The sequence below is a fragment of the Pseudoalteromonas sp. S3178 genome (assembly GCF_005886985.1).
In the GTDB taxonomy this organism is placed as follows: Bacteria; Pseudomonadota; Gammaproteobacteria; order Enterobacterales; family Alteromonadaceae; genus Pseudoalteromonas; species Pseudoalteromonas carrageenovora.
Window position 1 is genome coordinate 37727 of sequence record NZ_PNCW01000018.1, and the last position, 24731, is coordinate 62457.

A 24731-nucleotide genomic window follows, 5' to 3' on the forward strand; every position below is an offset into this window, starting at 1 on the left:
CAATCGATAAAAGTAGTAACAGGATTTGAATATGGCAAAAGCAACACTAGAGCAATGGAGAATGTTTAAAGCCGTTGTTGAACACGGTGGATTTGCAGGAGCAAGTGCAGCCGTGCATAAAAGCCAATCAACGGTGCATCATGCAGTACAAAAGCTAGAGGCTGCACTGCAAATAAAGCTACTTGAAGTTAAAGGCCGAAAAGCATTTTTAACCGACAGCGGTAAACTTATTTTACGCCGTGCAGAGTTTTTAATAGAAGAAGCCAATAAAATAGAGTCGGTTGCCAGCACGTTAAGCGAAGGCGTAGAAAGCACATTAAAAATAGCGGTTGACGAAGTATTCCCTAATTCCACTTTATACCAGGCATTGGCTAAAACCAGCGAGCTATATCCTCTTTTAAAAATAGAGTTAGTACAAAGTGTATTAACGGGGGCTAATGAGCTTTTAAGCAACGGTGTTGTTGATTTAGCTATTTCGTCGATTCCTATATATGGCATTAGCTGTAGTATGCTGTGCGATGTAGAGTTTATTGCCGTTGCCCATAAAGATCATCCATTGCATCAGCAAACAGAGCAGCTTAATTTTCGCGATTTAAAACTCCACCGGCAGATAGTAGTGCGCGACTCTGCAACACAAACCAGCCATAACGAAGGCTGGCTAGGTGCAGATATGCGATGGACTGTGAGTCACTTACAAAACTCTATTGATATGGTAAGCAAAAACTTAGGCTATGCGTGGCTGCCAAAATCTCAAATAAGCTCTTTAATCGAAAACCAGACCTTAATAGCACTTAACTTAGAGCAAGGTACTACTCGCGCTTTAAACCTATATTTAATGTGCAACGATACAGATAGACTCGGGCCAGCAGCGCAAGAATTTAAAGAACAGATCATTGCACTTACCACCTAAACTTTGGTTAATTAACCAGTTTAATTAAAGACATTACTCGTTTTCTACATCGAGGTGATCTGCTACGTAGGCACCTCTTTTACCACGTTTTTTAGGCGGACCTATTGTACTGTCTTTACCTGTTTGTTGCTCTGTTGCAGCATTAATTACAGCGCCTAAAGTGATTATGTACGCACTGATATACAACCACATTAGCATGATCACGACACCACCAAGCGATCCATACGTTTCGTTATAACTAGAAAAACGTGATACATAAAACGAAAAACCAATAGAGGCTAATATCCATAATATAGTAGCAATAGACGATCCTAGCGTGATCCATCGCCATTTAGCGGGTTTACGGTGCGGCGCATAACGATACAAAAGAACTAATGCAAAGTTAAAAGTAAACGCAAGTAGTGGCCACGATATAAGCTTAATAAGTAAATCTATACTTTCTTTTAATCCCACTAAATTAAGTACTATAGGTAAAATACCAATAATAAGTAGCGCAAAAATGGCGACCACAATAGCGCCTACAGAAAATAAAAAACGCACTATTTGCGCCTGAAAAAATGATCGCTTCTCGTATTCTCTATAACTAATATTACACGCTGTAATAAGCGCCTGACTGCCCTTTGAGCTACTCCAAATAGTGAGAATTAAAGTACCTATTGCACTTAAGCTGAGGCTTGCATTAGATGTTTGGGCAAGGCTTGATACCTGCGATAAAATAAGGTCACTAGTACTTTGTGGAAGTAAGGTAACAATTTTACTTAAATGCTCACTAATATCTGTGGGCGATGAAAAATAAGCATACACCGACACTGTTGCCGCAATAGCCGGAAAAATAGCAAGTAAGGCATAAAACGCCACACCAGCGGCCACTATTGATAAGTTATCTTCACTCATTTGCTTAAAAATACGCTTCGCTATATCCCACCATCCTCGCATTGGAATATGAACTGGTTGCTCTGCCTGCTGCCCACGTTTTGATTTATTCATACTAAAATCCTTAATTTTTATAACTTATACACAGCAATATGTTTGCCAATACTTAAACATCAGCAGATACATGGTCTGATAATTAATTTGGTACTAAACTTGCTCTGTTAGTTAATAGTAATCAATATTCGAGGAAGGTACGCATGCTCAGTCAGTTTAACCTGCTAACAAGCCTAAATAACGAAGCTGCAAATACATTAGCCACTAAAACAAATATATTTAGCTGGCAGTATTTTTACGATCAGAGCGTGCAATTACTACATACTACAGCGCAAATATTGCCCACTCTTTTATTAGGTTTCATATTGCTCGCAGTAAGTTATTTTATTGCCTCACCACTTTCTAAAATTCTCATAAAACCCATTGATTACATGACCGATAGCAAATTAGTTCACTTAGTTGTTAGGCGCGGAATAAGTATTTTAATCTTATTATTAGGCGTGTATTTATTTTTACGACTTGCAGGGCTAACTGAGTTTGCGGTTGCCATAATGAGTGGCACCGGACTTATTGGTTTAATATTGGGTTTTGCTTTTAGAGATATAGCTGAAAATTTTATAGCGAGTTTATTATTAAGCGTACAACGCCCTTTTAAAATAGATGACGTAATTGAAGTTGATGGACGTTTAGGGGTTGTTAAAAAAGTAACGGCAAGAGCTACAACGCTTGTTGATTACGATGGAAACCATATACAAATCCCTAATGCGACAGTTTACAAAAATATTATTAAAAACCTGACGGCTAACCCAAAAATGCGTGGTAAGGTCGAAATAGGTATTGGTTATGATAACGATATTCGCAGCGCCCAAACTCTCGCACTTAAAATTATCACTCAGCAAGGTGCTGTACTTAGCGACCCACCAGCTCAAGTACTTATTAAAAACTTAGGGGCTTCTACTATTAATTTCAACCTATTTTTTTGGGTTAATAGTGAGCAACATAGTCCATTAAAAGTGGCCTCTCAGCTAATGCGTGAGCTAGTAAATGAGTTCACAAAACAAAATATCAGCATGCCTGATGATGCACGAGAGAGAATTTTATTAAATGGCGCTTCACCAAGTAACGACGTTGATAAAAACCTTACCCAGCCGCTACCCGCGCAAAGAAATAACAGTGAAACCTTAGAACAAAGTGAAACACTTGACGATGTAAGTAGCGATACAGATGAAATACGTGAGCAAGCAGAACACTCCAGAGATCCAGAGCAAGGTAAAAACATTATTTAAGCCAGACTATGTATACTTTTAAGGTTTAAAAACCTCGACCCTCAAGGCTATTTAATCGCGGCGCTGCCATTACTGCCTAACGGTACTGGTAGCGGCGAATGTTCAACCCCAAACGCTCCCTCTTACAACGAATGTCATTTGTATATAAATAGTAAATAAAAGCATAAAAACACCACACGTTAGATTTTTAATGCATTTATTTTAATTTACACTTCCAATTTAAATAATATAGCCAAACACCTAATAACTTTTGTTATATCCATAGTAAAAGTTATAACAACACCTAACCCCTTGATAATAATTAATAAAACTCTCCCACACACTTCAAAAACGTGCTTAGTACAAACATAACCCATAGATAATTATGCAAAAAGTTATATTAATAAAAAACATCTAAAACCCTAATAAAACCAACAGCATCAATAACTTATTAACACTATATTGCTTGGCATTATTAATGCAATAACAATAATCTAACAACATTAGAGCTTAACTATGCACTTACATAATAAAACTCGCCAAGAAAAAGATTTACTCGCTAATACCGACACCCCTGCTGATGCTTTAGATGGGATGCAAATACAACATGCTATCAATAAACCCGAAATGCAATTTGCTGCCCTCGAACCGTGCCCAAAATAGCTCATAAAGAAGAGCTATTGAGCGAAATCACCTATTAAAAATCAACAATATTAAAAACTTAAACAACCCAAAAATTAAATAACTCCCATTAATAATTGGAAATAAAAATGACTAATACAACAAGTATGAAAAATAATGAGCCTAAAAAAATGTCGCTCTGGCTAAAAATACTTATAGGTATGATAGCGGGTATTTTTGCTGGCATGCTTTTAGGCAGTAATGCTGAATATATAAAACCCATTGGCCAGTTATTTATTAGTGCGATTAAAATGTTAATTGTACCGCTTATATTTTGCTCACTAATTGTGGGCGTTACCTCAATGAAAGACACCACAAAAATGGGCCGTATTGGTATTAAATCAATCGTATTTTATTTAGCAACAACCGCTGTTGCTATTTCAATTGGCCTAGGCCTCGGTATCTTTTTTGAGCCAGGTGCAGGCTTAAATATGGTTGCCACAACAGTTGCCGATGCTAAACCAAGTACTAGCTTAATGAATACTATTGTAGGCCTGGTACCAAAAAATCCAGTGGGATCGTTAGCATCAGGTAATATTTTACAAATTATTGTATTTGCACTGAGCTTAGGTATTGCTTTAAACCTCATTGGTGAAAAAGGCGAACCAGCAGCCAAAGTATTTGAAAGCCTAGCAGACGCTATGTACAAACTAACAGAGCTGGTAATGCGACTTGCGCCATATGGTGTATTTGCATTAATGGCATGGGTATCAGGTAAGTATGGATTAGACGTACTATTACCACTTATTAAAGTGATTGGTTTAGTTTACCTAGGCTGCATAATTCACATTTTAGTCTTGGGTGGTGGCTTTGTTGGCTTGCTAGGCAAGCTTAACCCACAGCGTTTTTATAAAGGGATTATTGAAGCGCAAGTTATTGCTTTTACAACCACAAGTAGCTCAGGAACCTTACCTGCAAGTATAAAATGCGCCACCCAAAACCTAGGTGTATCTCGCACTGTTTCAAGCTTTGTTTTACCCGTAGGCGCAACAATCAACATGGATGGCACCGCGCTATATCAAGGTGTATTAGCATTATTTATTGCTCAAGCCTTTGGTGTTGATCTTTCTACTACCGATTACCTCACAATTATTGCTACAGCCACACTTGCTTCTGTAGGTACAGCCGGTGTACCTGGCGCAGGCTTAATTATGTTGTCATTGGTATTAACCACTGTTGGTTTACCCCTTGAAGGTATTGCAATTGTTGCAGGTATTGACCGTATTTTAGATATGGCACGCACCACAATTAATGTAACGGGTGATTTAATGGTGACTTTATTAATTGGTAAAAGCGAAGGTGAGCTTGATATCGCTGTTTACAACAAAGAAAGCAATGCTCCACAAACAGCTAAACAATAAACCCTGTTTAATTACCAATTTTATAGAGAATAAAAATGACGACTAAATTTATATATTTACCAATTGCATTAAGCGTAATGGCGCTAGTTAAACCAGCTCATGCAGATGTAACTATTGAAGGTTTAAATGGCTTAGAAGCAGTTAAATTATTTGGTGATATGCGTATGCGCTTTGAGCGCACTGATGGCGATACAATCGATACAACTAGCCGCGCCAGATTACGTGCTCGTTTTGGTATTAAATATGCGGCAACAGAAAACTGGTCTGCGCAAATGCGATTTAGAACCACCTCTAGCCAACACGATTCAACGCATCAAACCTTTGGCATAACAAATACAACCGACAACGACGACTTTGGCTTAGACAGAGCCTTTATGAAGTACACGGGCATTAATAATACTCGTGTATATATTGGTAAAGCTGCCGCAGTTTATATGCATTCATCTGAATTACTATTTCGTGATGATATTGCCCTTGAAGGTGTGCAAGCTAATTGGACAAACAACACATTTAGCGTAAACGCAGGGCATATAATTCTTGAAGAAAACGTAGATAATGGCGAAGGTAAACGCGATGCAAGCTGGCAGCAACTGCAAGGTGTTTATGCAGCGCACTTTAATGATATAAAATTTAAAGCGGGTATTGGTGGTATTTTTGTAAGTGCCTCAGACACCGCTTACGCAAGTGCTGAGTCAGGGCTTGATGACGACCAAGCTGGTAATGTGATGACTTACAATGCCGATTTAAGAATGGGGCCATTTCGTTTAGCTGCCGACTACTATACAAGTGAAGCACAAAGTGACAATACCGCTTACACTGTACACGCCCGCTATCAAATCAATAAAGAGTTTGGTGTGCGCTTTTATATATTACACACAGAAGCTTATGCATTACCTATGAATGGCGCGTTTACACAAACTAATACACCGGGTTCGTATACTAATATTAAAGGCACGCGTGTTCAGCTTGATTATAAAATAGCTGATAACTTAAATGCCGATTTAAGATGGTACAGCGTAGATAACCTTAATAAAGACATTGCGACCAACAACGAAGGCCGCGACAGGCTACAAGTAAATTTGAATATGAAATTTTAATATATTTTTAACAAAGCGATTTAATTTTTTAATTTAAATCGCTTTTATTTCAATAAAAATTAATCTATTAATTTTTTAAAACCATTAAAAAATCACTATAAACATGTCCAATTAATCACTCAGCTAGCTATTTTATCTACTAATAAATATCCACTTCATAAATTTATTTAATAACAGCAAAAAAATATCTATAAGTACCTAATTTCTATAAAATGAAAATAGGGATTATAGTCCACCTGCATAAATATTTAGTCTATTAAAACTAGGGAAGAGGTTTAACTAATTGGTTTCACTTTTTAAAACACATTACTTTGCATTTACCATACTACTTATTACTTTTTTAGGTTGTAGTGTATCGATATGCCACGCTGAAGATTACCTACAACCCGCTGCAGAGCCGCAAACTAAGCAAATAGTTATTGGTGGCGACTACAACTACCCGCCCTATGAGTTTATTGATAGCAAAGGGAAGTATACCGGTTACAATGTTGAGTTGAGCCGTGAAATTGCTGCCGTAATGGGCTTAAATATCAAAATAAAATTGGATACTTGGGAAAATACCCGCGCTTTATTTGATCAAGGTGAAATAGATATTTTACAAGGGATGGCTGCCACACCAGAGCGCACCGATCTTTATAACTTTAGCCCTCACACCTATGTAAATCACTCTATATTTGCACGAGACGATAGCCCTAAAATAACTAACTACACAGAGCTTGAAGGCTATCGCGTTATTGTACAAGCCAACGGCTCAGCGTTTGATATGCTAAACGAAGCTAAATTAAATATTCTATTAATTCCGGTTGAAACCCATGCCGATGCACTGCGTTTGCTCGCTTCAGGTAGATACGACTTTGCAGTGGTATCTAACTTACCGGGTTTATATTTAAGCCAAAAGTTAGGGCTTTCAAACATTAAAGCGATCTCTAGCCTAGAACGAAACCGCTTATATGGCTATGCAACCAAAACAGCCGATAAAGCCCTGCTCTCGCAATTTACCCAAGGCTTAGCTATTTTAAAAAATACCGGCCGACAGCAAGAAATATACGATAAATGGTTTGGCCCGTTAGAGGTCTCTATTTGGTCAAAAGCTGGCATAGCGGCGGGTTTATTTGTAGTCGTGCTGTTATTTATAAGTACCGTTGTACTTATTTGGAATAAAGCACTGCGTAAAAAAGTAGAAAGCCGTACCAAAGAGCTTCAAGCACAACAACTACAACTGCTTCATGCAGATAAAATGGCATCTTTAGGTGTACTTGTTTCTGGCGTTGCGCATGAAATAAATAACCCCTGCAGTATATTAACGCTTAACTTTCCGTTTGTTAAAGAAGCTTTTGAACAAGCCATAGAAATCCTCGATGAGCATCAAGTAGAACATGGCGACTTTTTAATCGCAGGTGTTAGCTATAACCGCCTTAAAAATATGCTCCCAGAAACACTCGACGACATGCATGTTGCAAGCAATAAAGTTAAAGGCATTGTTGAGGATTTAAAGAGTTTTGCTGTAAAAGGCGAAACCGCCCATCAAAAAAATGAACGCCTTGATTTAAACGAATTAACAAAGCGATCTTTGCGTCTTGTTAATAATCAACTTAAAAACTCAACCAGCAATGTAGAAGTTAACCTTGCTAATAAGCTACCTACATTTTATGGCTCGGGAAGTAGAATAGAGCAAGTGATTGTTAACCTAATTTTAAATGCCTGCCAAGCACTTGAAAATAAAAGCCAAAAAATCACCATTACCACTTATTTTCATTCCAAATACGACAGTGTAGTGCTTACAGTAGAAGATCAGGGTATTGGGATTAACGCCAAAGACTTAAGAAAGTTAACCGACCCATTTTATACAACTAAACGCCAATCTGGTGGAACAGGCTTAGGGCTCTCTGTATCTGCTGGGATCGTACGTGATCATCAGGGGCAAATAACCTTTAAATCAACTCTTGGCGAAGGCACAAAAGCAAAACTCTCACTACCACTAATACAAAAAGAGAATGAGTTATGAACACAAACTTATATCCCGGGTTTCAAGTTTTAATTTGTGACGATGACACAAGCTTTTTGCGCAGCATTTCTTTTGCTATTGAGCGTTATTGTGGCATTAATAATGTTGTTCAATGTAGCGATAGCACAGATGTACTGAGCCATTTAGCATCGGGCAATATACGTGTTGTATTGCTTGATTTAAACATGCCACATATAAGCGGCGATGAACTACTTCCAAAAATAATAGAGCTATACCCGTATATTTCTGTAGTAATTATTAGCGGTATTAACCAGGTTGAGTCGGCGGTGCAATGCATTAAGCTTGGCGCATACGACTACCACGTGAAAACTGAAGAGCCAGAAAGACTTAGCAACAGCATAATGCAGGTTATTCGCTACCAAGAGCTAAATTTAGAAAACCAAGCTATGCGCGGTTATATGCTTGAGAATCAAAGCGCCTTGCACCCTGCTTTTGCTAAAATTATTAGTGTTAATCATCAGATGCATTCGGCATTTAATTACATAGAATCTATTTCAAATAGCCAACAGCCTATTTTAATTACAGGCGAAAGCGGAGTCGGCAAAGAACTCATAGCCAGAGCCATACATGAAACGAGCAGTTGTAGTGGCGAACTCGTGTGTGTAAATGTAGCAGGCCTTGATGACAACTTATTTTCAGATACATTATTTGGACATAAAAAAGGCGCTTTTACTGGAGCCGATCAAGCCCGCAAAGGCATGATTGAGAAAGCCTCTAGCGGTATATTATTTTTAGATGAAATTGGCGATTTGAGCCTTGCTTCGCAAGTAAAACTTTTACGCTTATTACAAGAAGGTGAGTACTACCCGGTTGGCAGCGATACCCCAAAAAGAATAAATGCCCGTATTATTGCTGCAACTCATCAAGACTTGCACAGCAAAAAAGAAGATGGCCAATTTAGAAACGACTTATACTATCGTTTAAAAATTCATCATGTAAATATTCCACCGCTTAGAGAACGAAAAGAAGACATCGCACTGTTACTTGAGCACTTTTTAACACTCGCCGCTGATGAGTTTGATAAAGAGCTAGCATCAATTCCTGCAGGGTTACTTGTTTTGCTAGAAAACTACAGCTTCCCCGGAAATATTAGAGAACTGCGCGCAATGGCGTTTGATGCAATGAGCACGCATCAATCAGGGGAGCTTTCAATGAAGGCATTTAAAGGCATTATTGACTCAATGCCTGATGTAAACATATATGCTCAACCAGAAAAGCCTTTATTTGAAGCCTCGAGCACCTTGCCCACTCTAAAAAAAGCGGCAGATCTACTCGTTAAAGAAGCCATGAAGCGAGCAAACTCAAACCAGTCGTTAGCAGCGCAATTACTAGGGATATCTCAACCTGCATTAAGTAAACGTTTGAAAAACATGCAGTAATACCAATCTGCTTATATATGAGGTCTATTTAACGTTAAGAAAATTACGCTAGAACTAGGCAGAAATTTTTGTATCTAGTTGTTCTAAATAAAAAATTTTTAACGACGTTATAGTGCAATTTAATTCGTTAAATTGATCAAAGATTTATGCAGGTTGGTATAACTTCAATGTGAAATTTAAACACAAAAAAGCCCGCAGCGTTAACTGCGGGCTTTTTATTGAATGAGTGAGTCAGCCTATAAGCCGGGTTTTGTCCTTTCCGAAGAAAGTGATAATCATTCGTCTAGGCCATAAATCGCTCTATGGCTCAAGCAACCTACCCGGTTCCAACGTGGGCCACGCCATAAGGAACCCTATTTGGTCTTGCTCCGAGTGGAGTTTACCTTGCAACCGACTATTACTAGCGGCCCGGTGCGCTCTTACCGCACCCTTTCACCCTTACCAACCGAGGTTGGCGGTCTTCTCTCTGCTGCACTTGTCGTGGGCTCACGCCCCCCAGCCGTTAGCTGGCACTCTGCCCTGTGGAGCCCGGACTTTCCTCCCCCTGATCATTTTCGTCACAGGCAGCGATCATCTTGGCTGACTCGGCGCGCAGTATACATGACGCTAAAGCCAAGCGCAGTAATATTTACTCTTTTTCTTCAATAATTGTTTTGTATAGTGCATTTTTTTTCATCCCAAAGAACTCAGCCACTACACCACAGGCTTTTTTCATTGGCATTTCGCTCTCAAGAAGTGCCAGCATTTTGCGCGCTTCAGGCGGTATATCGTCTACTAACTTTGGTTTGCCCGGCAACATTAATACAATTTCGCCGCGTTGTTTAGTGGGATCATCTGTTAAAAACTGCTTTAATTCGCTTACGCTACCATTAAAAAAGGTTTCAAAGGTTTTAGTAAGCTCTTTAGCAAACACCACTTGTTGCTCATCGCCTAGTGCTTGTGCCAAATCATCTAGGCTTGCCATAATACGGTGCGTACTTTCGTACATTATGCTGGTTATGCCCGAATTGACCGCTTCAATGAAAAAGTCTTGCCTTGCTTTACTTTTAGCAGGTGTAAAGCCAATAAATTGAAAGCGATCTGTGGGTAATCCAGAGCAACATACCGCAGTAATTGCTGCACATGCACCAGGTACTGGTGTTACATGAGCCCCTTGTTCACGACATAAATTTACAACCGCATAACCTGGGTCACTAATAAGCGGTGTACCGGCGTCGGATACTAGCGCAATATTTAAACCTTGATTAAGCTGATCAATAATTTGCTGTGCTTTTTGCTTTTCGTTGTGGTCGTGTAATGCGAACGTTTTAGCCTTAATACCAAAGTGGCTAAGTAGCTTGCCTGTGTGGCGAGTGTCTTCAGCAGCTATTAAGTCAACCTGCGATAATGTCGCGATGGCACGGTGACTTAAGTCGTCATAATTGCCAATTGGGGTGGCAACAATGTAAAGAGTGCCAATTTTCTGTGAATTCTCCTCATTTAACATTGAGGTCTCCTGCGTCAGTCAGTAATATAAGCAAATCGCGTTAACGTATTGGGAAATCATTTGTGCGACTTAAACTAGTTAGTCTATTAATTATATTGTCAGGGTTATCGGCGTGTAGCACAACCGAAAAACCAACTAAAAACAGCGATAACGTAAGTAACCGCGCTAATGCACTGCAAAATCAAGCAACCAGTGCGCAATCTATCTATCAATTAGCACAAAACCGCCAAGGTGCCGATAAAATACAATTACTTTACAGTGCCCGTGATGCGGCTATTAGTGAACAAAATTGGCCTTTATTAGAGCAAATTGGTAGTGACCTTGAATTAACAGCAAGCGTTGATCAAATTCAAAATCGCCTTTATATTGCTTTTGCACAAAAACAACAAAATAAAAATGATAAAGCACTCGTTATTTTGCAATCGTTAGATGGGCAACTTACGCAGCCTGAGCATTTTGCGTGGCATCAGTTTTTAACTGCCAGTATTTATACTTCACAAAACTTTCCAAAACGAGCTGCACCTTACTTTTTTAGAGCCTCTGAAACGGCAACAAAAAATAACATCGAAATCCCTCAGCTCAATCAAGACCTATGGGATAACTTAACAAAGCTTTCTTCTTATGCGCTTGAGCGCTTTAATCGTGGCTCTGTTATTCAACAAGGCTGGATTAACTTAGCTTTATATCATCAGGTTTATGCAAACAGCACTGTAGAGCTTGATCGGGCAATTAATAATTGGCGCAGACGCTATGTTGGACACCCGGCGTTTACCATTTTGCCAGAGCAAGATGAATCTCTTACGCAGCTTGCGCCTATTAATATTGAGCGCTTAGTCGTTTTATTTCCGCAGTCAGGCCCAAATGAAAGATTAGGTGATGCATTAAAAGCAGGCGCCTTAGCGGCATTAGATACACAAAATATTAATGAAACTATTTTTATTGATGAAAACTTAAGTACACAAGAAATTGCCGCACAGCTTGAGCAAATAAAACCAAACTTTGTAATTGGCCCGCTGTTAAAAGCCAATATAGATAAGCTTGCCAATGCAAAAACGCTGATTGATACGCCAACATTGCATTTAAATACGTTTGATGGTGAGCGAATTTCGCTACAACATTATTACTTTGCTTTAAATCCAGAGCATGAAGTGCAGCAAGCTTTAGAGCACTTTTTAACTAAGGGTTATCAAAAACCAATGCTACTTGCGCCAAATAATGCAAATGGCCAACGTTTAGTCGACTACTTTAACTTGCAGTGGCAACGCTATAGTGAGACAAAGCCGCAAATTGGCTTTTATAACGACAAAAAAGATATGCCAAATACGATTACCAGCTTGCTTGAAGTAGATAAATCTAAACAGCGTATTACAGCGGTTAAAGCATTATTTAAGCAAGAAGTAGAAAACGAAACGCGCTCTCGTAGTGACATTGACGTTATTTACATTTTAGGCGATGCAATAGAAACACGCCTAATTAAGCCTTATCTAGATGTGAATGTAAGCACCTTTGCAGAGCGTATTCCATTATACGCCAGCTCAAAAAGCCACAGTAAACAAATTGACCGTACAGATAAAGGCGATTTAGATGGCCTATACTTTACGGAGTTACCGTGGATGCTCGACTCACAAATTAAGCAGCATAACCTTCGCGAGCAATACAATGCTCTTTGGCCTGAGCAAGTAGATATCAGCCAACGCTTGTTTGCAATGGCTTACGATGCAGTATCTATATTGCACGACATTAGACAACTAAGTGTTATGCCTGGTAATCAATATAGCGGCTTAAGCGGTAAGTTATCGGTAAATACCAGCGGCCATATTGAACGCACTCTTGACTGGGCGCAGTACATTAATCGACGTATCAAAACTGTGCAGTTAAAAACGCAGCGTCCTGTGCCCTTATTTATGCAATCGGCAAGTGGAATACAAACTATCAATTAACGTTATTAAGGGGGCGGCATGTCGTGGTTTAAAGAGCTGTGGCAAAATAGTCGCGAAAAAGGCCAGTATTACGAGCTGCAAGCGCAAAAATATTTAGTTACTCAGGGGTTAACCCCTATTGAGCGTAATTATTACTGCCCCTTTGGTGAACTAGATGTCATTATGAAAGAAGGTGATACGCTTGTATTTGTTGAAGTTAAATTTAGGAAAAATAATGCTCGCGGTGGTGCTAATTACGCACTAAGCCCTCAAAAACAAGCACGATTAAAACGCAGTATTTATCATTACTTAGCCGCTAAAAATTTAACTAATCAAGCGCTAAGAATTGATTATGTAGCCATAACCGGTGAGTCATCCCCGAATATAAATTGGCTTAAAAACGTATTTTAAAGCTGGCTCAAAGCAAGCTTAGATTGAATATAAAGATTAGGTATAAATTGTTGGTATTCTATGCAAGATACAATTAAAGAAATTTTTACAGAAAGTATCCAAGTACAAATAGCCGCAGGTGAAGTTTTACCTAGCGCACTCGAATCAGCTGCATTCACAATTGCACAAAGCCTGATCAACGGTAATAAACTCATTTGTTGTGGCACTGCAAATTGCCACATGCTTGCCCAACACATGGCAGGCGTATTAGTAAATCATTATGAAACAGAGCGCCCTTGCCTACCCGCTATTGCCTTATCGCAAGAGAACATTAACTTAGGGCAAAGTACGCAAGTAGACGACCATGATACGTTTGCACGTCAAGTACGCGCTTTTGCTCAGCAAGGTGATTTACTACTCGCTTTGGCTATTAACGGCAACGAAAAACATGTTATTTCTGCTGTTGAAGCCGCACTAACTAAAGATATGAAGGTCATAGTTATGGTTGGCGATGATGGCGGCGAACTCGTGGGTTTACTTGGCCCTAACGACGTAGAAATTAGAACACCTTCTAAGCGCCCAAGTCGCATTATTGAATCTCACCTAGTTAACTTACACTGTTTAAGCGAACTGGTTGATTTAACGCTTTTCCCTCAGGATGAAAATTATGTTTAAACGCTCTCTTATTGTCTTAGGTACTGTGGTATTACTGCAAGGTTGCGCAGCCGCTGTTGTTGCAGGTACAGCCAGTGCAGTAACTGCAGCGAATGATCGCCGTACTATAGGCTCTCAAATTGATGACAATAATATTGAAATAAAAGCCAGCATTGCACTTAGCGAAGTAGAAAGAATCGAAAAATTTGCGAATGTAGACGCTGTAAGCGTCAATGGAATTGTTTTACTTGTAGGCCAAGTAGCAAACGAAGAAATGAAAAACGAAGCTCAGCGCACCATAGAGAGCGTTGCAGGCATTCGTAAAATACACAATCAAATTCGTATTGGTTCAAATATTGGCATTACTACGCAAACACATGACTCTTGGCTTACTTCTAAAGTAAAAGCCCAGTTACTAACAGCAAAAGACATCAGCAGCAATAACATTAAAGTAGTAACTGAAAACGCTGAAGTATTTTTAATGGGCTTAGTGTCTGACTCTGAATCTACCCAGGCTGTAAATATTGCCCGTAATGTATCAGGTGTAGAGCGTGTAATTAAAGTGTTTGAATATCTATGATACCAACCTGCATAAATCTTTGCTCAATTTAACGAATTAAATTGCACTATAACGTCGTTAAAAATTTTTTATTTAGAACAACTAAATATAAAAATTTTTGCCTAGTTCTAGCGTAATTTTCTTAACGTTAAATAGACCCCATATATAAGCAGATTGGTATAAACACAAAATGAATATATAAAAAAACCGCTTAAAAGCGGTTTTTTGTATTTACGTATTATTTTATAACACGTAAATGTGAGCCTTTTTTCTTCTGAGGCTTTTCTGGCGGAGTTTCATCGATTACTTCATCTGATGAATCAACACTTTCAAGCTCTGGTACAAATTCGTCTTCGTCCTCTAAAAACTCATCTGTAGTAAAGACTGTTCCTTCGCCATTTTCACGCGCATATATTGCAAGCACAGCACCTATTGGTACGTAAACTTGCATTGGTTGGCCACCAAAGCGCGCATCGAAGCTAAGTTGGTTTTTGTCTAACGAAAACTGAGTAACTGCAGAAGGACTTATGTTTAAAACAATTTGTCCATCTTGTACAAATTGCGTTGGCACTTGTACGGCAGGGTAATCAGCGTCTACCACTAAATGTGGCGTACAGTCGTTATCGACAATCCAATCAAAAAAAGCACGTAATAAATAAGGACGATTAGGCGTCATTATAAACGGATCTCACGCTCAGCTTCAGTTAAAGAGGCTTGGAATGACTCACGTTCAAATAAACGGATCATATATTCTTTAAGCTCTTTAGAACCAGCACCATTAAGTTCAATACCAAACTCAGGTAAACGCCATAATAGTGGTGCTAAGTAACAATCTACTAAGCTAAACTCTTCACTCATAAAGTAAGGTGCTTCGCTAAAAATAGGTGCTATTGCAAGCAATGCTTCTGTTAACTCTTTACGAGCTTGCGCAGCATCTGATGCATTATTGCTGATTTTGTCCGCTAGGCTGTACCAATCAGTATCAATACGGTGCATCATTAAACGGCTACGACCACGCATTACCGGGTAAACAGGCATTAGTGGAGGATGAGGAAAACGTTCATCAAGGTATTCCATGATGATGTTTGCCTGGTATAAACCAAGCTCACGGTCAATCAGTGTTGGCACTGTACCGTAAGGGTTAATTTCGTGAAGTGCCTCTGGCAGGTTATCCTTTTCAGCCAAATGAATATCTACACTTACACCCTTTTCCGCAAGTACGATACGTACTTGGTGGCTATACATACAGTTAGCACCAGAAAAAAGGGTCATTACAGGGCGCTTATTGGCAGCTACGGCCATGCCTATACCTCCATTAAATAACTAAAACAGCAATAGGGGCTTAAGCCCCTATTGCAAAATTACCTTGTAAAATGCTCAAATTAATGAACATCTCTCCAGTATTCTTTCTTAAGCATAAATGCCAAGATAAATAGGATAATTAAAAATCCAATTACCTTAATACCTAACGCTTCTGATTCAAGGCGTGTAGGCTCACCTACATACTCAAGGAAGTTCGTTAAATCACGAACTGCATCATCATATTCGCCTTCACTCATTTCACCCGTACCGTCTGTTTCAGTACCTGTGATGTGAACAGTTGTTACACCATCTACAGTTACTTCTTCAGTGATAGCTGTAGGTAAACCTTGAAGTTCTTGTAGAACATGTGGCATACCTACTGATGGAAATAACGTATTATTTACGCCAAATGGGCGGGATTCATCTTTGTAAAATGATTTTAAATAGGTGTAAATCCAATCACTGCCACGCACACGCGCAACATTTGTTAGATCCGGCGGAGCCGCACCAAACCATTTCGCAGCATCTTCTTTGCCAATCGCGTTTTTGATATGGCTACCTACTTTAGAACCATCAAAAATCAATTGCTCTTGACCAACTTCAGTTGGAATACCAATATCACGGAAAGTACGTTCATAACGTTGGTACTGCATTTGGTGACAACCAAGACAGTAGTTCATGAACAACTTTGCGCCGCGCTGCAAAGAAGGCTGATCAGATATATCGTTATTCGCTTCCATTAAAGGAACCGACCCACTTGCCGCCATAACCATGTTAGGCAACAAGTTAACTGATAAAGCAAATAAACCGATAATTAGCTTTTTCATCATTTCGTTAACCTCTCAGGCAATGGCTTAGTTTTTTCATTCTTACTGTATACAAATAACAGTACGAAGAACATAAAGTAAGTCACAGTACAGATTTGAGAAATTATCGTTTTCATATCAGTTTGTGGAGTTGCACCCACCCAGCCTAAAAGAACGAAAGTTACAACAAAACCTGCAATGTTCCATTTGTGGAAACCACAACGGTAACGAACCGATTTAACACGACCACGGTCAATCCATGGTAATAATGCTAATACCACAATTGATGCACCCATTGCTGCAACACCGATAAGCTTATCAGGGATTGCACGTAAGATTGCATAGAATGGCGTAAAGTACCAAACCGGGAAAATATGCTCTGGTGTTTTAAGTGGATTCGCCGCTTCGAAGTTTGGCGCTTCTAGGAAGAAACCATTCATCGCAGGCATAAAGAATACAACCCAACAGAACAAGATTAAGAAACCAACCACACCCACAATATCTTTTACTGTGTAGTACGGGTGGAAAGGTATCGCATCAACAATGTCTTTTTTGTCAGTGTAATACTCATGGAATTTAAATTTAGGCTTATCTTCTTCTGCAACAGAGCCTTTCTTACGTTTAATTTCAATGCCTTCAGGGTTGTTTGAACCCACTTCGTGCAGAGCAACAATGTGTAAAAATACTAAGATTACAATAACCAATGGTAGTGCAATAACGTGTAATGCAAAGAAGCGGTTAAGCGTTGCACCCGATATTACGTAGTCACCACGGATCCAAAGTGTTAAGTCATCACCAATAACCGGAATAGCCCCGAATAATGAAATGATTACCTGTGCACCCCAAAATGACATTTGACCCCATGGTAATAAGTAACCCATGAATGCTTCAGCCATTAGCGCTAAGAAAATAAACATACCAAACAACCACAATAACTCACGTGGTTTTTGATAAGAACCGTAGATCATGCCACGGAACATATGCATATATACAACGATGAAGAACGCTGAGGCACCTGTTGAGTGCAAGTAACGTAATAACCAGCCGTATTCTACATCACGCATGATGTACTCTACTGAAGCGAATGCGCCTTCAGAAGACGGAACAAAGTTCATCGTTAACCAAATACCCGTTAGGATTTGGTTTACTAGTACTAACATGGCTAAAGAGCCAAAAAAGTACCAGAAGTTAAAGTTTTTAGGTGCTGGATACTGTGCAATATGCATGTTCCAAACACGTGTCATTGGGATACGATCGTCGATCCAACTAACAATTTTACCAAACATTAGGCTACCCCTTTTTCTTCGCCCACTAAAATAGTGGTCTCATCAAGAAAAGTATAAGGTGGTATTTCTAAGTTCAATGGTGCAGGAACCGATTGAAATACTCGGCCAGCCATATCAAATTTAGAACCGTGACATGGACAGTAAAAACCATCATCAGTCCCTTCAACTTTTTCACCAAAGTTACCTTTGAAAAAGCCTGGAGAACAACCTAAATGCGTACAAATACCAACAGCGACAAAAATCTCTGGGCGTAATGAACGGTAATCATTTGTTGATGATTCTAATTGTTGTGGCTCTTGCGATTGCGGATCACGAAGTTGACCTTCATGTTCTTTCATCTGCTCAAGCATTTTAGGGGTCCGTGATACAACCCATACAGGTTTACCACGCCACTCGACACGTATTAATTGTCCAGGCTCAAGTTTGCTGATATCTACTTCTACAGGCGCACCCGCAGATTTAGCTCGCTCACTTGGATTCCAAGACGCAATAAAAGGAACAGCAGCCCCAGCCGCACCAACACCACCTACAACAGAGGTAGCTATGGTTAAAAAGCGACGTCGGCCATTGTCTACAGGCGCATTGCTCATCCACTTATCTCCACTATGATTCTCAACACTTGCTATATTGAGAACATCAGTTACAGCAGGTTAATTATTCGAAATTTTTAAAATAGAAGCGATCATAATTAAAACCCTTGATTAAAACAAGGTTATTCACAGCCCCATGCTCGAATAAACCTGACTTGATCAAACATTTGATTAAGTTAGCTCGAGAATAAAGCCGAACGACTATAATAGCGCTTCTGTAAAAACAATATACTGACCAAGATCAACACCACTAAGAGGAAACAGTAAAAACTGCACATAGTGTGGTTAAACTCACTCATTTTACTTGCCAGCCAATTGTAGCAAAAAATTCCACCAATTAACTGATGGATTTAAACTAATTACGATAATTATTTAACTTTTTTGCAGCTATCTGGGTATTTTTTAACTTTCGTACATTTAATACGCGTGTTTATATAAATATGATCAGTGCTTAGGTCGCGAAGAAGCGGGGTTTGAGAGGTAAGTATTTAAAATTTAGTTGTTAATTTGTAAGTAGTAATCACTAATTTTTGATAACAAAAAACCCAGCATAAGCTGGGTTTTTGAATTCTTGATAACGTATAGATTAACGTTTTGAGAACTGTGGACGCTTACGCGCTTTCTTAAGACCCACTTTCTTACGTTCAACTTTACGTGCATCACGTGTAACAAAACCTGCTTTACGAAGTTGTGGACGTAATGACTCGTCAAACTCCATAAGTGCACGAGTGATACCGTGACGGATAGCACCAGCTTGACCAGTTGTACCACCACCGGCAACGGTGATGTGAAGGTCAAATTTTTCAGTCATGTCTACAAGCTCAAGAGCTTGACGAACAACCATGCGTGCTGTTTCGCGACCAAAGTACTCTTCTAAAGAGCGCTTGTTGATTACGATGTTACCAGTGCCTGGGCGTAAGAATACGCGAGCACTTGAACTTTTACGACGACCTGTACCGTAGTATTGATTTGCCATGATAGTGCTCCTTAAATGTCTAGAACCTGAGGCTGTTGTGCAGCATGATTGTGCTCAGTACCTGCGTAAACTTTAAGTTTACGGTACATAGCGCGGCCTAAAGGACCACGTGGCAACATGCCTTTTACAGCTTTCTCGATGATCATTTCAGGCTTTGCAGCTTGAAGTTTATCAAAAGTAGTAGACTTAAGACCACCTGGGAAACCAGAGTGAGCGTAGTACACTTTATCTTTGAATTTGTTACCAGTTACAGTAACTTTTTCAGCGTTGATAACGATGATGTAATCACCAGTATCTACGTGAGGAGTGTATTCAGCTTTATGCTTACCGCGTAGGCGATGAGCGATTTCAGTAGCGATGCGACCTAAAGTTTTACCTTCAGCGTCAACTACGTACCAGTCACGTTTTACTGTTTCTGGTTTAGCAACAAACGTTTTCATTTATAAAAATCCAATGTTTTTCAATTAAAACCACAGGTAGTTAATATTAACTACCGCTCTAAGTATGCTACAACCCCTTCGAGTTTTAGACTTTTGCGCCGCTCACAAGTGGCTAAACTATATGAGGACATAGAACGCAACGTGGCAGACGCGGGAGTATACCAGCACTTAAATCACATTGCTACTGGGCGCTTGTTTTTTCCGCAAGAAATTTAATAAAATTAAACACTCTAAAATATATAGCTTAATTTCTAAGTTAAATGCTCTTTTGCTAAATACTCTAAAGACTGCATTTCTTGAAGGCGGCTTATACAGCGTTTAAATTCAAAGTTTAGATTGCCCTGCGTATAAAGCTCAGTGATCGGTTTTTCAGCAGATATAATTAATGTGACATGGCGCTCATAAAATTCATCAACTAACGCAATAAAACGTCTCGCTGCATCGTCATTAGTTTGACCAAGCTGTTTAACATTCGAAATTATTACAGTGTTAAACAAGCGGCTAATTTCCATATAGTCTACTTGGCTACGAGCAGTTTCGCATAACTCGCTAAATTCAAACATAACTACACATTTAGCCACTTTACGAGTGTTAATTAAACGCCCTTCAATTTCGATTGGCTCATCATGCTTTCCGGCTTCTGGCGATAGCTTGTCGAAATATTCAAATAAGTTTTTATCAGCTTGTTCATCTAATGGGCTATGGAATATTTCAGCTTGCTCAAGGGTACGCAATCTATAATCAATCCCAGAATCTACATTGACTATTTCTGTGTTTGCTTTTACCAGCTCAATAGCCGGTACAAAACGTGCACGCTGTAAGCCATTTCGGTATAAGTCATCAGGGATAATGTTTGAAGTAGCCACAAGTACAATGTTGCGGGCAAACAATGCCTGCATTAAGCCACCAAGTAACATGGCGTCGGTAATATCTTGAACAAAAAACTCATCAAAACAAATTATGTCGGTCTCGGCTTTAAAAATATCAGCAATTTTTTCAAGCGGATTGGCTGTGTTATTTAATTTTTTAAGCTCATCGTGAACACGATGCATAAAACGATGAAAATGCACTCGCATTTTACGTGTGCCAGGCAATGCCTCATAAAATGTATCAACTAAATAGGTTTTACCACGCCCTACACCACCCCAAAAATACAAACCTTTAATAGGCTCTGGTTCGTCACTATTAAATAACTTAGCAAAAAAGCCCGATTTTTTAGGTTTTGCTTGGGTTAGGTCATCGTATAAACGCTGTAAATGACGTACTGCATTTTCTTGTGCTGAGTCATGTACAAAGTCATCACGCTTGAGGTCTTGCTGGTATGTTTGCCAAGGAGTCATATCTATTTACATTTAAAACGCAGTTTAATTTGTAAAGCATATTAACACGCATCATCAGTCGGGGTATATTACACTTAGTATGATTTGTAATTGAATCAGGCATTCATTAGTTATTTTCCCAAAGGGGTAGAATTATGGGCACAGTTATGTGGGTAGGTTTAGTTGTTATTACTGCTGTAGTGGCGTTTTTTATTGGTGCATTTGTTACTAAAAAGCAATTTAAGCAAGATGAATTAAAAGAGCAGGCTGAACAAGCAGAGAACGCGCTTGAGCAATATCGCCAAGATGTAGCCGATCATTTAGCGAGCACAGGCAAGCTCGTCAATAAAATGAAAGAAAACTACGATCAGCTTCTTAGTCACGTGGAAGAAACCAATCAACTATTATTAGAAGATAGAAATAAAGCCCCTGCGGAACCGTTTTTCTCTAAAGAAACAACAGAACAATTGCAGGCTTCTTTAAAAGAACGCCAGTGCGATCGCTCAAATGCACAAGCACAACCAGCCGATTATGTATCGGGAGAGTCAGGTTTATTTGCTGGACAGAATAAAGTTTCAGAACATTCTAAAGCATCTTGATGAACTTTTTTTTGACCCCATAGTCTTTAGATATAACAGCTTTGTTGTTTTATTACTGACAAACTAAAAAAGGCTGCTTGTGCAGCCTTTTTTAATTTTTGCTTTTCCTAAGTGGAGTAAACCCTGACTATGAAAATGAAATTATCACTTATCAGCGCAGCTATTCTTTCTACTAGCCTGTTATTAAGCCCGGTCGCCTCATATGCAAAATTACCGGTAGCAGTAAATGGTCAACAATTACCAACACTCGCACCAATGCTTGAGCAAATTACCCCAGGTGTAGTTAGTATCCAAGTTTCTGGTTCGAAAGAAGTACGCCGCCGCGCCGATCCACTTGAGTACTTTTTTGGCAATCCTCAACCTCGTAGCCAAAAACGCCAATTTAGTGGTTTAGGCTCAGGTGTTATTATTGATGCTGATGAAGGTTATGTAGTAACCAATAATCATGTTATTCAAGACGCTGAAAAAATGGTTGTTACACTCGAAGATGGACGAGAATACGAAGCTACAAAAATTGGTAGCGATACTGAGTCTGACATTGCGTTACTACAAATTGAGGCTGACGACCTAGTTGAAGTTAAGCTGGCTAATTCAGATAGCTTGCGCGTTGGCGATTTTGCTGTGGCAATTGGTAATCCATTTGGTTTGAGCCATACAGTAACATCAGGAATTGTAAGTGCACTGGGCCGCAGTGGTTTAAATATAGAAGGTTATGAAGACTTTATCCAAACGGATGCGGCTATTAACCAGGGTAACTCTGGTGGCGCATTAGTTAATTTAAATGGTGAGTTGATTGGTATTAATACCGCAATTTTAGGTGCATCAGGCGGTAATGTAGGTATTGGCTTTGCTATACCATCAAACATGATGAAAAACTTAGTTGATCAAATTATTGAACATGGCGAAGTACGCCGAGGTTCACTGGGTATTTCTGGCCGTCCATTAGATGCAGGACTAGCAAAAGCCCAGCAACTTGACGTTAAGCAAGGTGCTTATGTAATGCAAGTAATGGATGATACCGCAGCAAGCAAAGCAGGCATTAAAGCTGGTGACGTAATTACCAGTATTAATGGCAGCGACATAAGTGGTTTTCATGAGCTACGTAGTAAAATTGCAACCTTAGGTGAAGGCCGTGAAGTTAAACTAGGCATTTATCGCGACGGTAAAGTTAAAACAGTAGAAGTGACACTTGATGGTGCATCAGGCGTTACCGCTACAGGCGAAGAGCTTCATCCTGCTTTTCAAGGTGCAGAGCTTGAAAACGTGCAAAAAAATAGTAATAAGGGTGTTGAAGTAACCTCTGTTGATCCGCGATCACCTTCGGCTCGTGTAGGCCTAGAAGAGGGAGATGTGATCATGCAGGTGAACCGTCAACGCGTAGAAACGATTCGCGATATGAATAAAATCATCGAAAGTACGCAAGGCAATATTGTACTGGGCGTAAAACGCGGCCGAGAGTCGATATTTATACTCATTCAATAATTAATCGCAGTATAAATGTAATAAAAGTAACAGTGGCACTTGCCGCTGTTATTTTTTTTATGCCATCATAAAGAGATTGCTCACAAATAATAAGAAACTCGTGCTGAAACTACTAAAATTTGTTCTTCCCCCGTTGTTTGCAGGCTTAGGTATTGCCTTTCTCGTGGTTTTCTTTAGCCCAAATATGAGAGCAGCCCTATTACCTAATGTACCTATCCCAAGTGCGATGAGCTCAAGCCATTTAAGTTTTTCGGATGCAGTAAAACGAGCTGCGCCATCTGTAGTGACTATTTTCTCAGAAAGCATTTCTAAAGAGCCACGCTATAAACGACAAAATACCGTACAAGAGCTGGGATCTGGCGTTATTATGGCGCAAGACGGCTATATATTAACTAACTATCACGTTATTAATAATGCAGACCAGATCATGGTTATTCTTACCGACGGTAGGCGGTTTTTTGACGTGCAGTTAATCGGTTTTGATACTATTACTGATTTAGCGCTATTGAAAATAAATGCAGATCACTTACCTGTTATTCCGGTTAACGACGACTACTCATCAAGTGTTGGCGATGTCGTGCTTGCAATTGGTAACCCTCTTAATTTAGGGCAAACCATTACACAAGGTATTATTAGTGCAACCGGTAAACAAAAAATTACTGACAGCCCTTATAACAATTTACTGCAAATGGATGCAGCTATAAATGTTGGTAACTCTGGTGGGGCGCTGGTGAATTCAAATGGTGACTTAGTGGGTATCACTTCGGCGCAGTTTAAAACACGTGAAAACCTTAATATACAAGGAATATTTTTTGCGGTCCCCTACTCGCTTGCAAAAGAAGTGATGGGAAAACTGATTCGCCATGGCCGCGTTGTACGTGGCTACTTAGGCTTTGAAGGCACCGCGGTAGATAGTACAGGCAAAGAAGTAAACGACAGCCTTACCGAGGTTGCAGGCATGCGTATTACTAACTTAGACCCATTAGGTCCGGCGTGGCAAGCTGGCATTGAAGAGCAAGATATTGTTATTAAAATTGCAGGGCTGTCTGTAGCTAATCCACAAAAAGTACTCGAAAGAATAGGTAATACAGAACCCGGTAAAGAAATTGAATTTGAGCTTTATCGTAACGGTAAAATAGAAAAGATTATGGTAACGGTTGCCGAGCTTGAAACTAAGCTTTAAAAAAAGGCCGGATAGCTTTATAGCATATCCGGCCTTTTTTATATTTGGTTAATACCAACCTGCAAATTTAACCTTGAACGGTCAACTGACCCTA

The 24731-nt window shown here is 39.5% G+C and carries 24 protein-coding genes and 1 other RNA gene; 14 read left to right on the forward strand and 11 right to left on the reverse strand.

The features are described 5' to 3' along the window. Positions 1-31 precede the first annotated feature (31 nt). Positions 32-910 carry a LysR family transcriptional regulator gene (locus CWC11_RS04515; RefSeq protein ID WP_138681721.1) on the forward strand — a complete coding sequence of 293 codons (879 nt, stop codon included), beginning with the start codon at positions 32-34 and terminating at the stop codon, positions 908-910. 33 nt (positions 911-943) lie between these two features. Here CWC11_RS04515 and CWC11_RS04520 read toward each other — a convergent pair whose 3' ends face one another. Further along, the gene (locus tag CWC11_RS04520; protein ID WP_138681722.1) at positions 944-1897 is read right to left on the reverse strand and encodes a YihY/virulence factor BrkB family protein; all 954 of its coding nucleotides are present in this window, start codon (positions 1895-1897) and stop codon (positions 944-946) included. Between the two features lie 143 nt (positions 1898-2040). On the opposite strand from CWC11_RS04520, the gene CWC11_RS04525 reads away from it, so the two are divergent. The 6 genes from CWC11_RS04525 to CWC11_RS04545 all read left to right on the forward strand — a co-directional run bounded on the left by CWC11_RS04525 (position 2041) and on the right by CWC11_RS04545 (position 9646). Beyond that, entirely contained in the window at positions 2041-3123 is a 1083-nt protein-coding gene (locus CWC11_RS04525; RefSeq protein ID WP_138681723.1) for a mechanosensitive ion channel family protein, read from the forward strand. Between the two features lie 495 nt (positions 3124-3618). Next, a complete protein-coding gene (locus tag CWC11_RS22785) occupies positions 3619-3765 on the forward strand; it encodes a hypothetical protein (RefSeq protein ID WP_171038390.1) in 147 nt (48 codons plus the stop codon). 107 nt (positions 3766-3872) lie between these two features. Then, positions 3873-5144, forward strand: a complete 1272-nt coding sequence (locus CWC11_RS04530) for a dicarboxylate/amino acid:cation symporter (RefSeq protein WP_138681724.1) — start codon at positions 3873-3875, stop codon at positions 5142-5144. A 35-nt stretch (positions 5145-5179) separates the two neighbouring features. Beyond that, complete coding sequence (locus CWC11_RS04535; protein ID WP_138681725.1) at positions 5180-6241, forward strand: putative porin; 1062 nt, start codon at positions 5180-5182, stop codon at positions 6239-6241. A 283-nt stretch (positions 6242-6524) separates the two neighbouring features. Then, on the forward strand, positions 6525-8246 hold the full coding sequence (locus tag CWC11_RS04540; RefSeq protein WP_138681726.1) for a transporter substrate-binding domain-containing protein: 1722 nt from the start codon (positions 6525-6527) through the stop codon (positions 8244-8246). After that, positions 8243-9646 (forward strand): sigma-54-dependent transcriptional regulator, encoded by a 1404-nt coding sequence (locus tag CWC11_RS04545; protein WP_138681727.1) that lies wholly within the window; start codon positions 8243-8245, stop codon positions 9644-9646. The genes CWC11_RS04540 and CWC11_RS04545 overlap by 4 nt, the downstream gene beginning before the upstream one ends. A 223-nt stretch (positions 9647-9869) precedes the next feature. Here the strand turns inward: CWC11_RS04545 and rnpB are convergent. Continuing rightward, positions 9870-10233: RNase P RNA component class A (gene rnpB, locus CWC11_RS04550), an RNA gene on the reverse strand. 41 nt (positions 10234-10274) lie between these two features. Next, complete coding sequence (gene rsmI / locus CWC11_RS04555) at positions 10275-11132, reverse strand: 16S rRNA (cytidine(1402)-2'-O)-methyltransferase (protein ID WP_058546999.1); 858 nt, start codon at positions 11130-11132, stop codon at positions 10275-10277. 62 nt (positions 11133-11194) lie between these two features. Between rsmI and CWC11_RS04560 the strand changes: the two genes are divergently transcribed. The 4 genes from CWC11_RS04560 to dolP are packed head-to-tail and all read left to right on the forward strand — an operon-like array spanning position 11195 to position 14675. Then, on the forward strand, positions 11195-13072 hold the full coding sequence (locus CWC11_RS04560; RefSeq protein WP_138681728.1) for a penicillin-binding protein activator: 1878 nt from the start codon (positions 11195-11197) through the stop codon (positions 13070-13072). 18 nt (positions 13073-13090) lie between these two features. After that, positions 13091-13462: a YraN family protein gene (locus CWC11_RS04565; protein WP_104641995.1), complete on the forward strand. Its 372-nt coding sequence runs from the start codon at positions 13091-13093 to the stop codon at positions 13460-13462. 60 nt (positions 13463-13522) lie between these two features. Further along, a complete protein-coding gene (locus CWC11_RS04570; protein ID WP_058546996.1) occupies positions 13523-14116 on the forward strand; it encodes an SIS domain-containing protein in 594 nt (197 codons plus the stop codon). Beyond that, positions 14109-14675: a division/outer membrane stress-associated lipid-binding lipoprotein gene (dolP, locus tag CWC11_RS04575; protein ID WP_058547505.1), complete on the forward strand. Its 567-nt coding sequence runs from the start codon at positions 14109-14111 to the stop codon at positions 14673-14675. The genes CWC11_RS04570 and dolP overlap by 8 nt, the downstream gene beginning before the upstream one ends. A 217-nt stretch (positions 14676-14892) precedes the next feature. Here dolP and CWC11_RS04580 read toward each other — a convergent pair whose 3' ends face one another. The 8 genes from CWC11_RS04580 to zapE all read right to left on the reverse strand — a co-directional run bounded on the left by CWC11_RS04580 (position 14893) and on the right by zapE (position 21394). After that, complete coding sequence (locus CWC11_RS04580; protein WP_138681729.1) at positions 14893-15330, reverse strand: ClpXP protease specificity-enhancing factor; 438 nt, start codon at positions 15328-15330, stop codon at positions 14893-14895. Then, the gene (gene sspA, locus CWC11_RS04585) at positions 15330-15956 is read right to left on the reverse strand and encodes a stringent starvation protein SspA (RefSeq protein ID WP_058546994.1); all 627 of its coding nucleotides are present in this window, start codon (positions 15954-15956) and stop codon (positions 15330-15332) included. Before sspA ends, CWC11_RS04580 begins: the two co-directional genes overlap by 1 nt. Positions 15957-16036: 80 nt before the next feature. Further along, a complete protein-coding gene (locus CWC11_RS04590; RefSeq protein WP_058546993.1) occupies positions 16037-16786 on the reverse strand; it encodes a cytochrome c1 in 750 nt (249 codons plus the stop codon). Next, the gene (locus CWC11_RS04595; RefSeq protein WP_058546992.1) at positions 16783-18048 is read right to left on the reverse strand and encodes a cytochrome b; all 1266 of its coding nucleotides are present in this window, start codon (positions 18046-18048) and stop codon (positions 16783-16785) included. The genes CWC11_RS04590 and CWC11_RS04595 overlap by 4 nt, the downstream gene beginning before the upstream one ends. Beyond that, the gene (petA, locus tag CWC11_RS04600) at positions 18048-18638 is read right to left on the reverse strand and encodes a ubiquinol-cytochrome c reductase iron-sulfur subunit (protein WP_058546991.1); all 591 of its coding nucleotides are present in this window, start codon (positions 18636-18638) and stop codon (positions 18048-18050) included. The genes CWC11_RS04595 and petA overlap by 1 nt, the downstream gene beginning before the upstream one ends. A 586-nt stretch (positions 18639-19224) precedes the next feature. Further along, positions 19225-19617: a 30S ribosomal protein S9 gene (gene rpsI / locus CWC11_RS04605; protein ID WP_024600778.1), complete on the reverse strand. Its 393-nt coding sequence runs from the start codon at positions 19615-19617 to the stop codon at positions 19225-19227. An 8-nt stretch (positions 19618-19625) separates the two neighbouring features. Further along, complete coding sequence (gene rplM / locus CWC11_RS04610) at positions 19626-20054, reverse strand: 50S ribosomal protein L13 (RefSeq protein ID WP_002957960.1); 429 nt, start codon at positions 20052-20054, stop codon at positions 19626-19628. 251 nt (positions 20055-20305) lie between these two features. Then, positions 20306-21394 carry a cell division protein ZapE gene (zapE, locus tag CWC11_RS04615; protein WP_138681730.1) on the reverse strand — a complete coding sequence of 363 codons (1089 nt, stop codon included), beginning with the start codon at positions 21392-21394 and terminating at the stop codon, positions 20306-20308. Between the two features lie 134 nt (positions 21395-21528). Between zapE and CWC11_RS04620 the strand changes: the two genes are divergently transcribed. From CWC11_RS04620 to CWC11_RS04630, 3 genes are all read left to right on the forward strand, one after another. Further along, entirely contained in the window at positions 21529-21972 is a 444-nt protein-coding gene (locus CWC11_RS04620) for a Z-ring associated ZapG family protein (RefSeq protein WP_138681731.1), read from the forward strand. Positions 21973-22101: 129 nt separating this feature from the next. Beyond that, on the forward strand, positions 22102-23454 hold the full coding sequence (locus CWC11_RS04625) for a Do family serine endopeptidase (protein WP_058546988.1): 1353 nt from the start codon (positions 22102-22104) through the stop codon (positions 23452-23454). A gap of 100 nt (positions 23455-23554) precedes the next feature. Continuing rightward, positions 23555-24637, forward strand: a complete 1083-nt coding sequence (locus tag CWC11_RS04630; protein WP_058546987.1) for a trypsin-like peptidase domain-containing protein — start codon at positions 23555-23557, stop codon at positions 24635-24637. Positions 24638-24731: the final 94 nt, after the last annotated feature.

Excerpts from the sequence above, each read along its gene's own strand:
- CWC11_RS04520 (WP_138681722.1), bottom strand. The coding sequence starts at position 1,897 with ATGAATAAATCAAAACGTGGGCAGCAGGCAGAGCAACCAGTTCATATT.
- CWC11_RS04580 (WP_138681729.1), bottom strand. The coding sequence starts at position 15,330 with ATGACGCCTAATCGTCCTTATTTATTACGTGCTTTTTTTGATTGGATT.
- CWC11_RS04625 (WP_058546988.1), top strand. The coding sequence starts at position 22,102 with ATGAAAATGAAATTATCACTTATCAGCGCAGCTATTCTTTCTACTAGC.
- CWC11_RS04530 (WP_138681724.1), top strand. The coding sequence starts at position 3,873 with ATGACTAATACAACAAGTATGAAAAATAATGAGCCTAAAAAAATGTCG.
- petA (WP_058546991.1), bottom strand. The coding sequence starts at position 18,638 with ATGAGCAATGCGCCTGTAGACAATGGCCGACGTCGCTTTTTAACCATA.
- dolP (WP_058547505.1), top strand. The coding sequence starts at position 14,109 with ATGTTTAAACGCTCTCTTATTGTCTTAGGTACTGTGGTATTACTGCAA.
- CWC11_RS04545 (WP_138681727.1), top strand. The coding sequence starts at position 8,243 with ATGAACACAAACTTATATCCCGGGTTTCAAGTTTTAATTTGTGACGAT.
- rsmI (WP_058546999.1), bottom strand. The coding sequence starts at position 11,132 with ATGTTAAATGAGGAGAATTCACAGAAAATTGGCACTCTTTACATTGTT.
- CWC11_RS04590 (WP_058546993.1), bottom strand. The coding sequence starts at position 16,786 with ATGATGAAAAAGCTAATTATCGGTTTATTTGCTTTATCAGTTAACTTG.
- CWC11_RS04565 (WP_104641995.1), top strand. The coding sequence starts at position 13,091 with ATGTCGTGGTTTAAAGAGCTGTGGCAAAATAGTCGCGAAAAAGGCCAG.
- CWC11_RS04525 (WP_138681723.1), top strand. The coding sequence starts at position 2,041 with ATGCTCAGTCAGTTTAACCTGCTAACAAGCCTAAATAACGAAGCTGCA.
- CWC11_RS04535 (WP_138681725.1), top strand. The coding sequence starts at position 5,180 with ATGACGACTAAATTTATATATTTACCAATTGCATTAAGCGTAATGGCG.
- CWC11_RS04595 (WP_058546992.1), bottom strand. The coding sequence starts at position 18,048 with ATGTTTGGTAAAATTGTTAGTTGGATCGACGATCGTATCCCAATGACA.
- sspA (WP_058546994.1), bottom strand. The coding sequence starts at position 15,956 with ATGGCCGTAGCTGCCAATAAGCGCCCTGTAATGACCCTTTTTTCTGGT.
- CWC11_RS22785 (WP_171038390.1), top strand. The coding sequence starts at position 3,619 with ATGCACTTACATAATAAAACTCGCCAAGAAAAAGATTTACTCGCTAAT.
- zapE (WP_138681730.1), bottom strand. The coding sequence starts at position 21,394 with ATGACTCCTTGGCAAACATACCAGCAAGACCTCAAGCGTGATGACTTT.
- CWC11_RS04570 (WP_058546996.1), top strand. The coding sequence starts at position 13,523 with ATGCAAGATACAATTAAAGAAATTTTTACAGAAAGTATCCAAGTACAA.
- CWC11_RS04620 (WP_138681731.1), top strand. The coding sequence starts at position 21,529 with ATGGGCACAGTTATGTGGGTAGGTTTAGTTGTTATTACTGCTGTAGTG.
- CWC11_RS04515 (WP_138681721.1), top strand. The coding sequence starts at position 32 with ATGGCAAAAGCAACACTAGAGCAATGGAGAATGTTTAAAGCCGTTGTT.
- rplM (WP_002957960.1), bottom strand. The coding sequence starts at position 20,054 with ATGAAAACGTTTGTTGCTAAACCAGAAACAGTAAAACGTGACTGGTAC.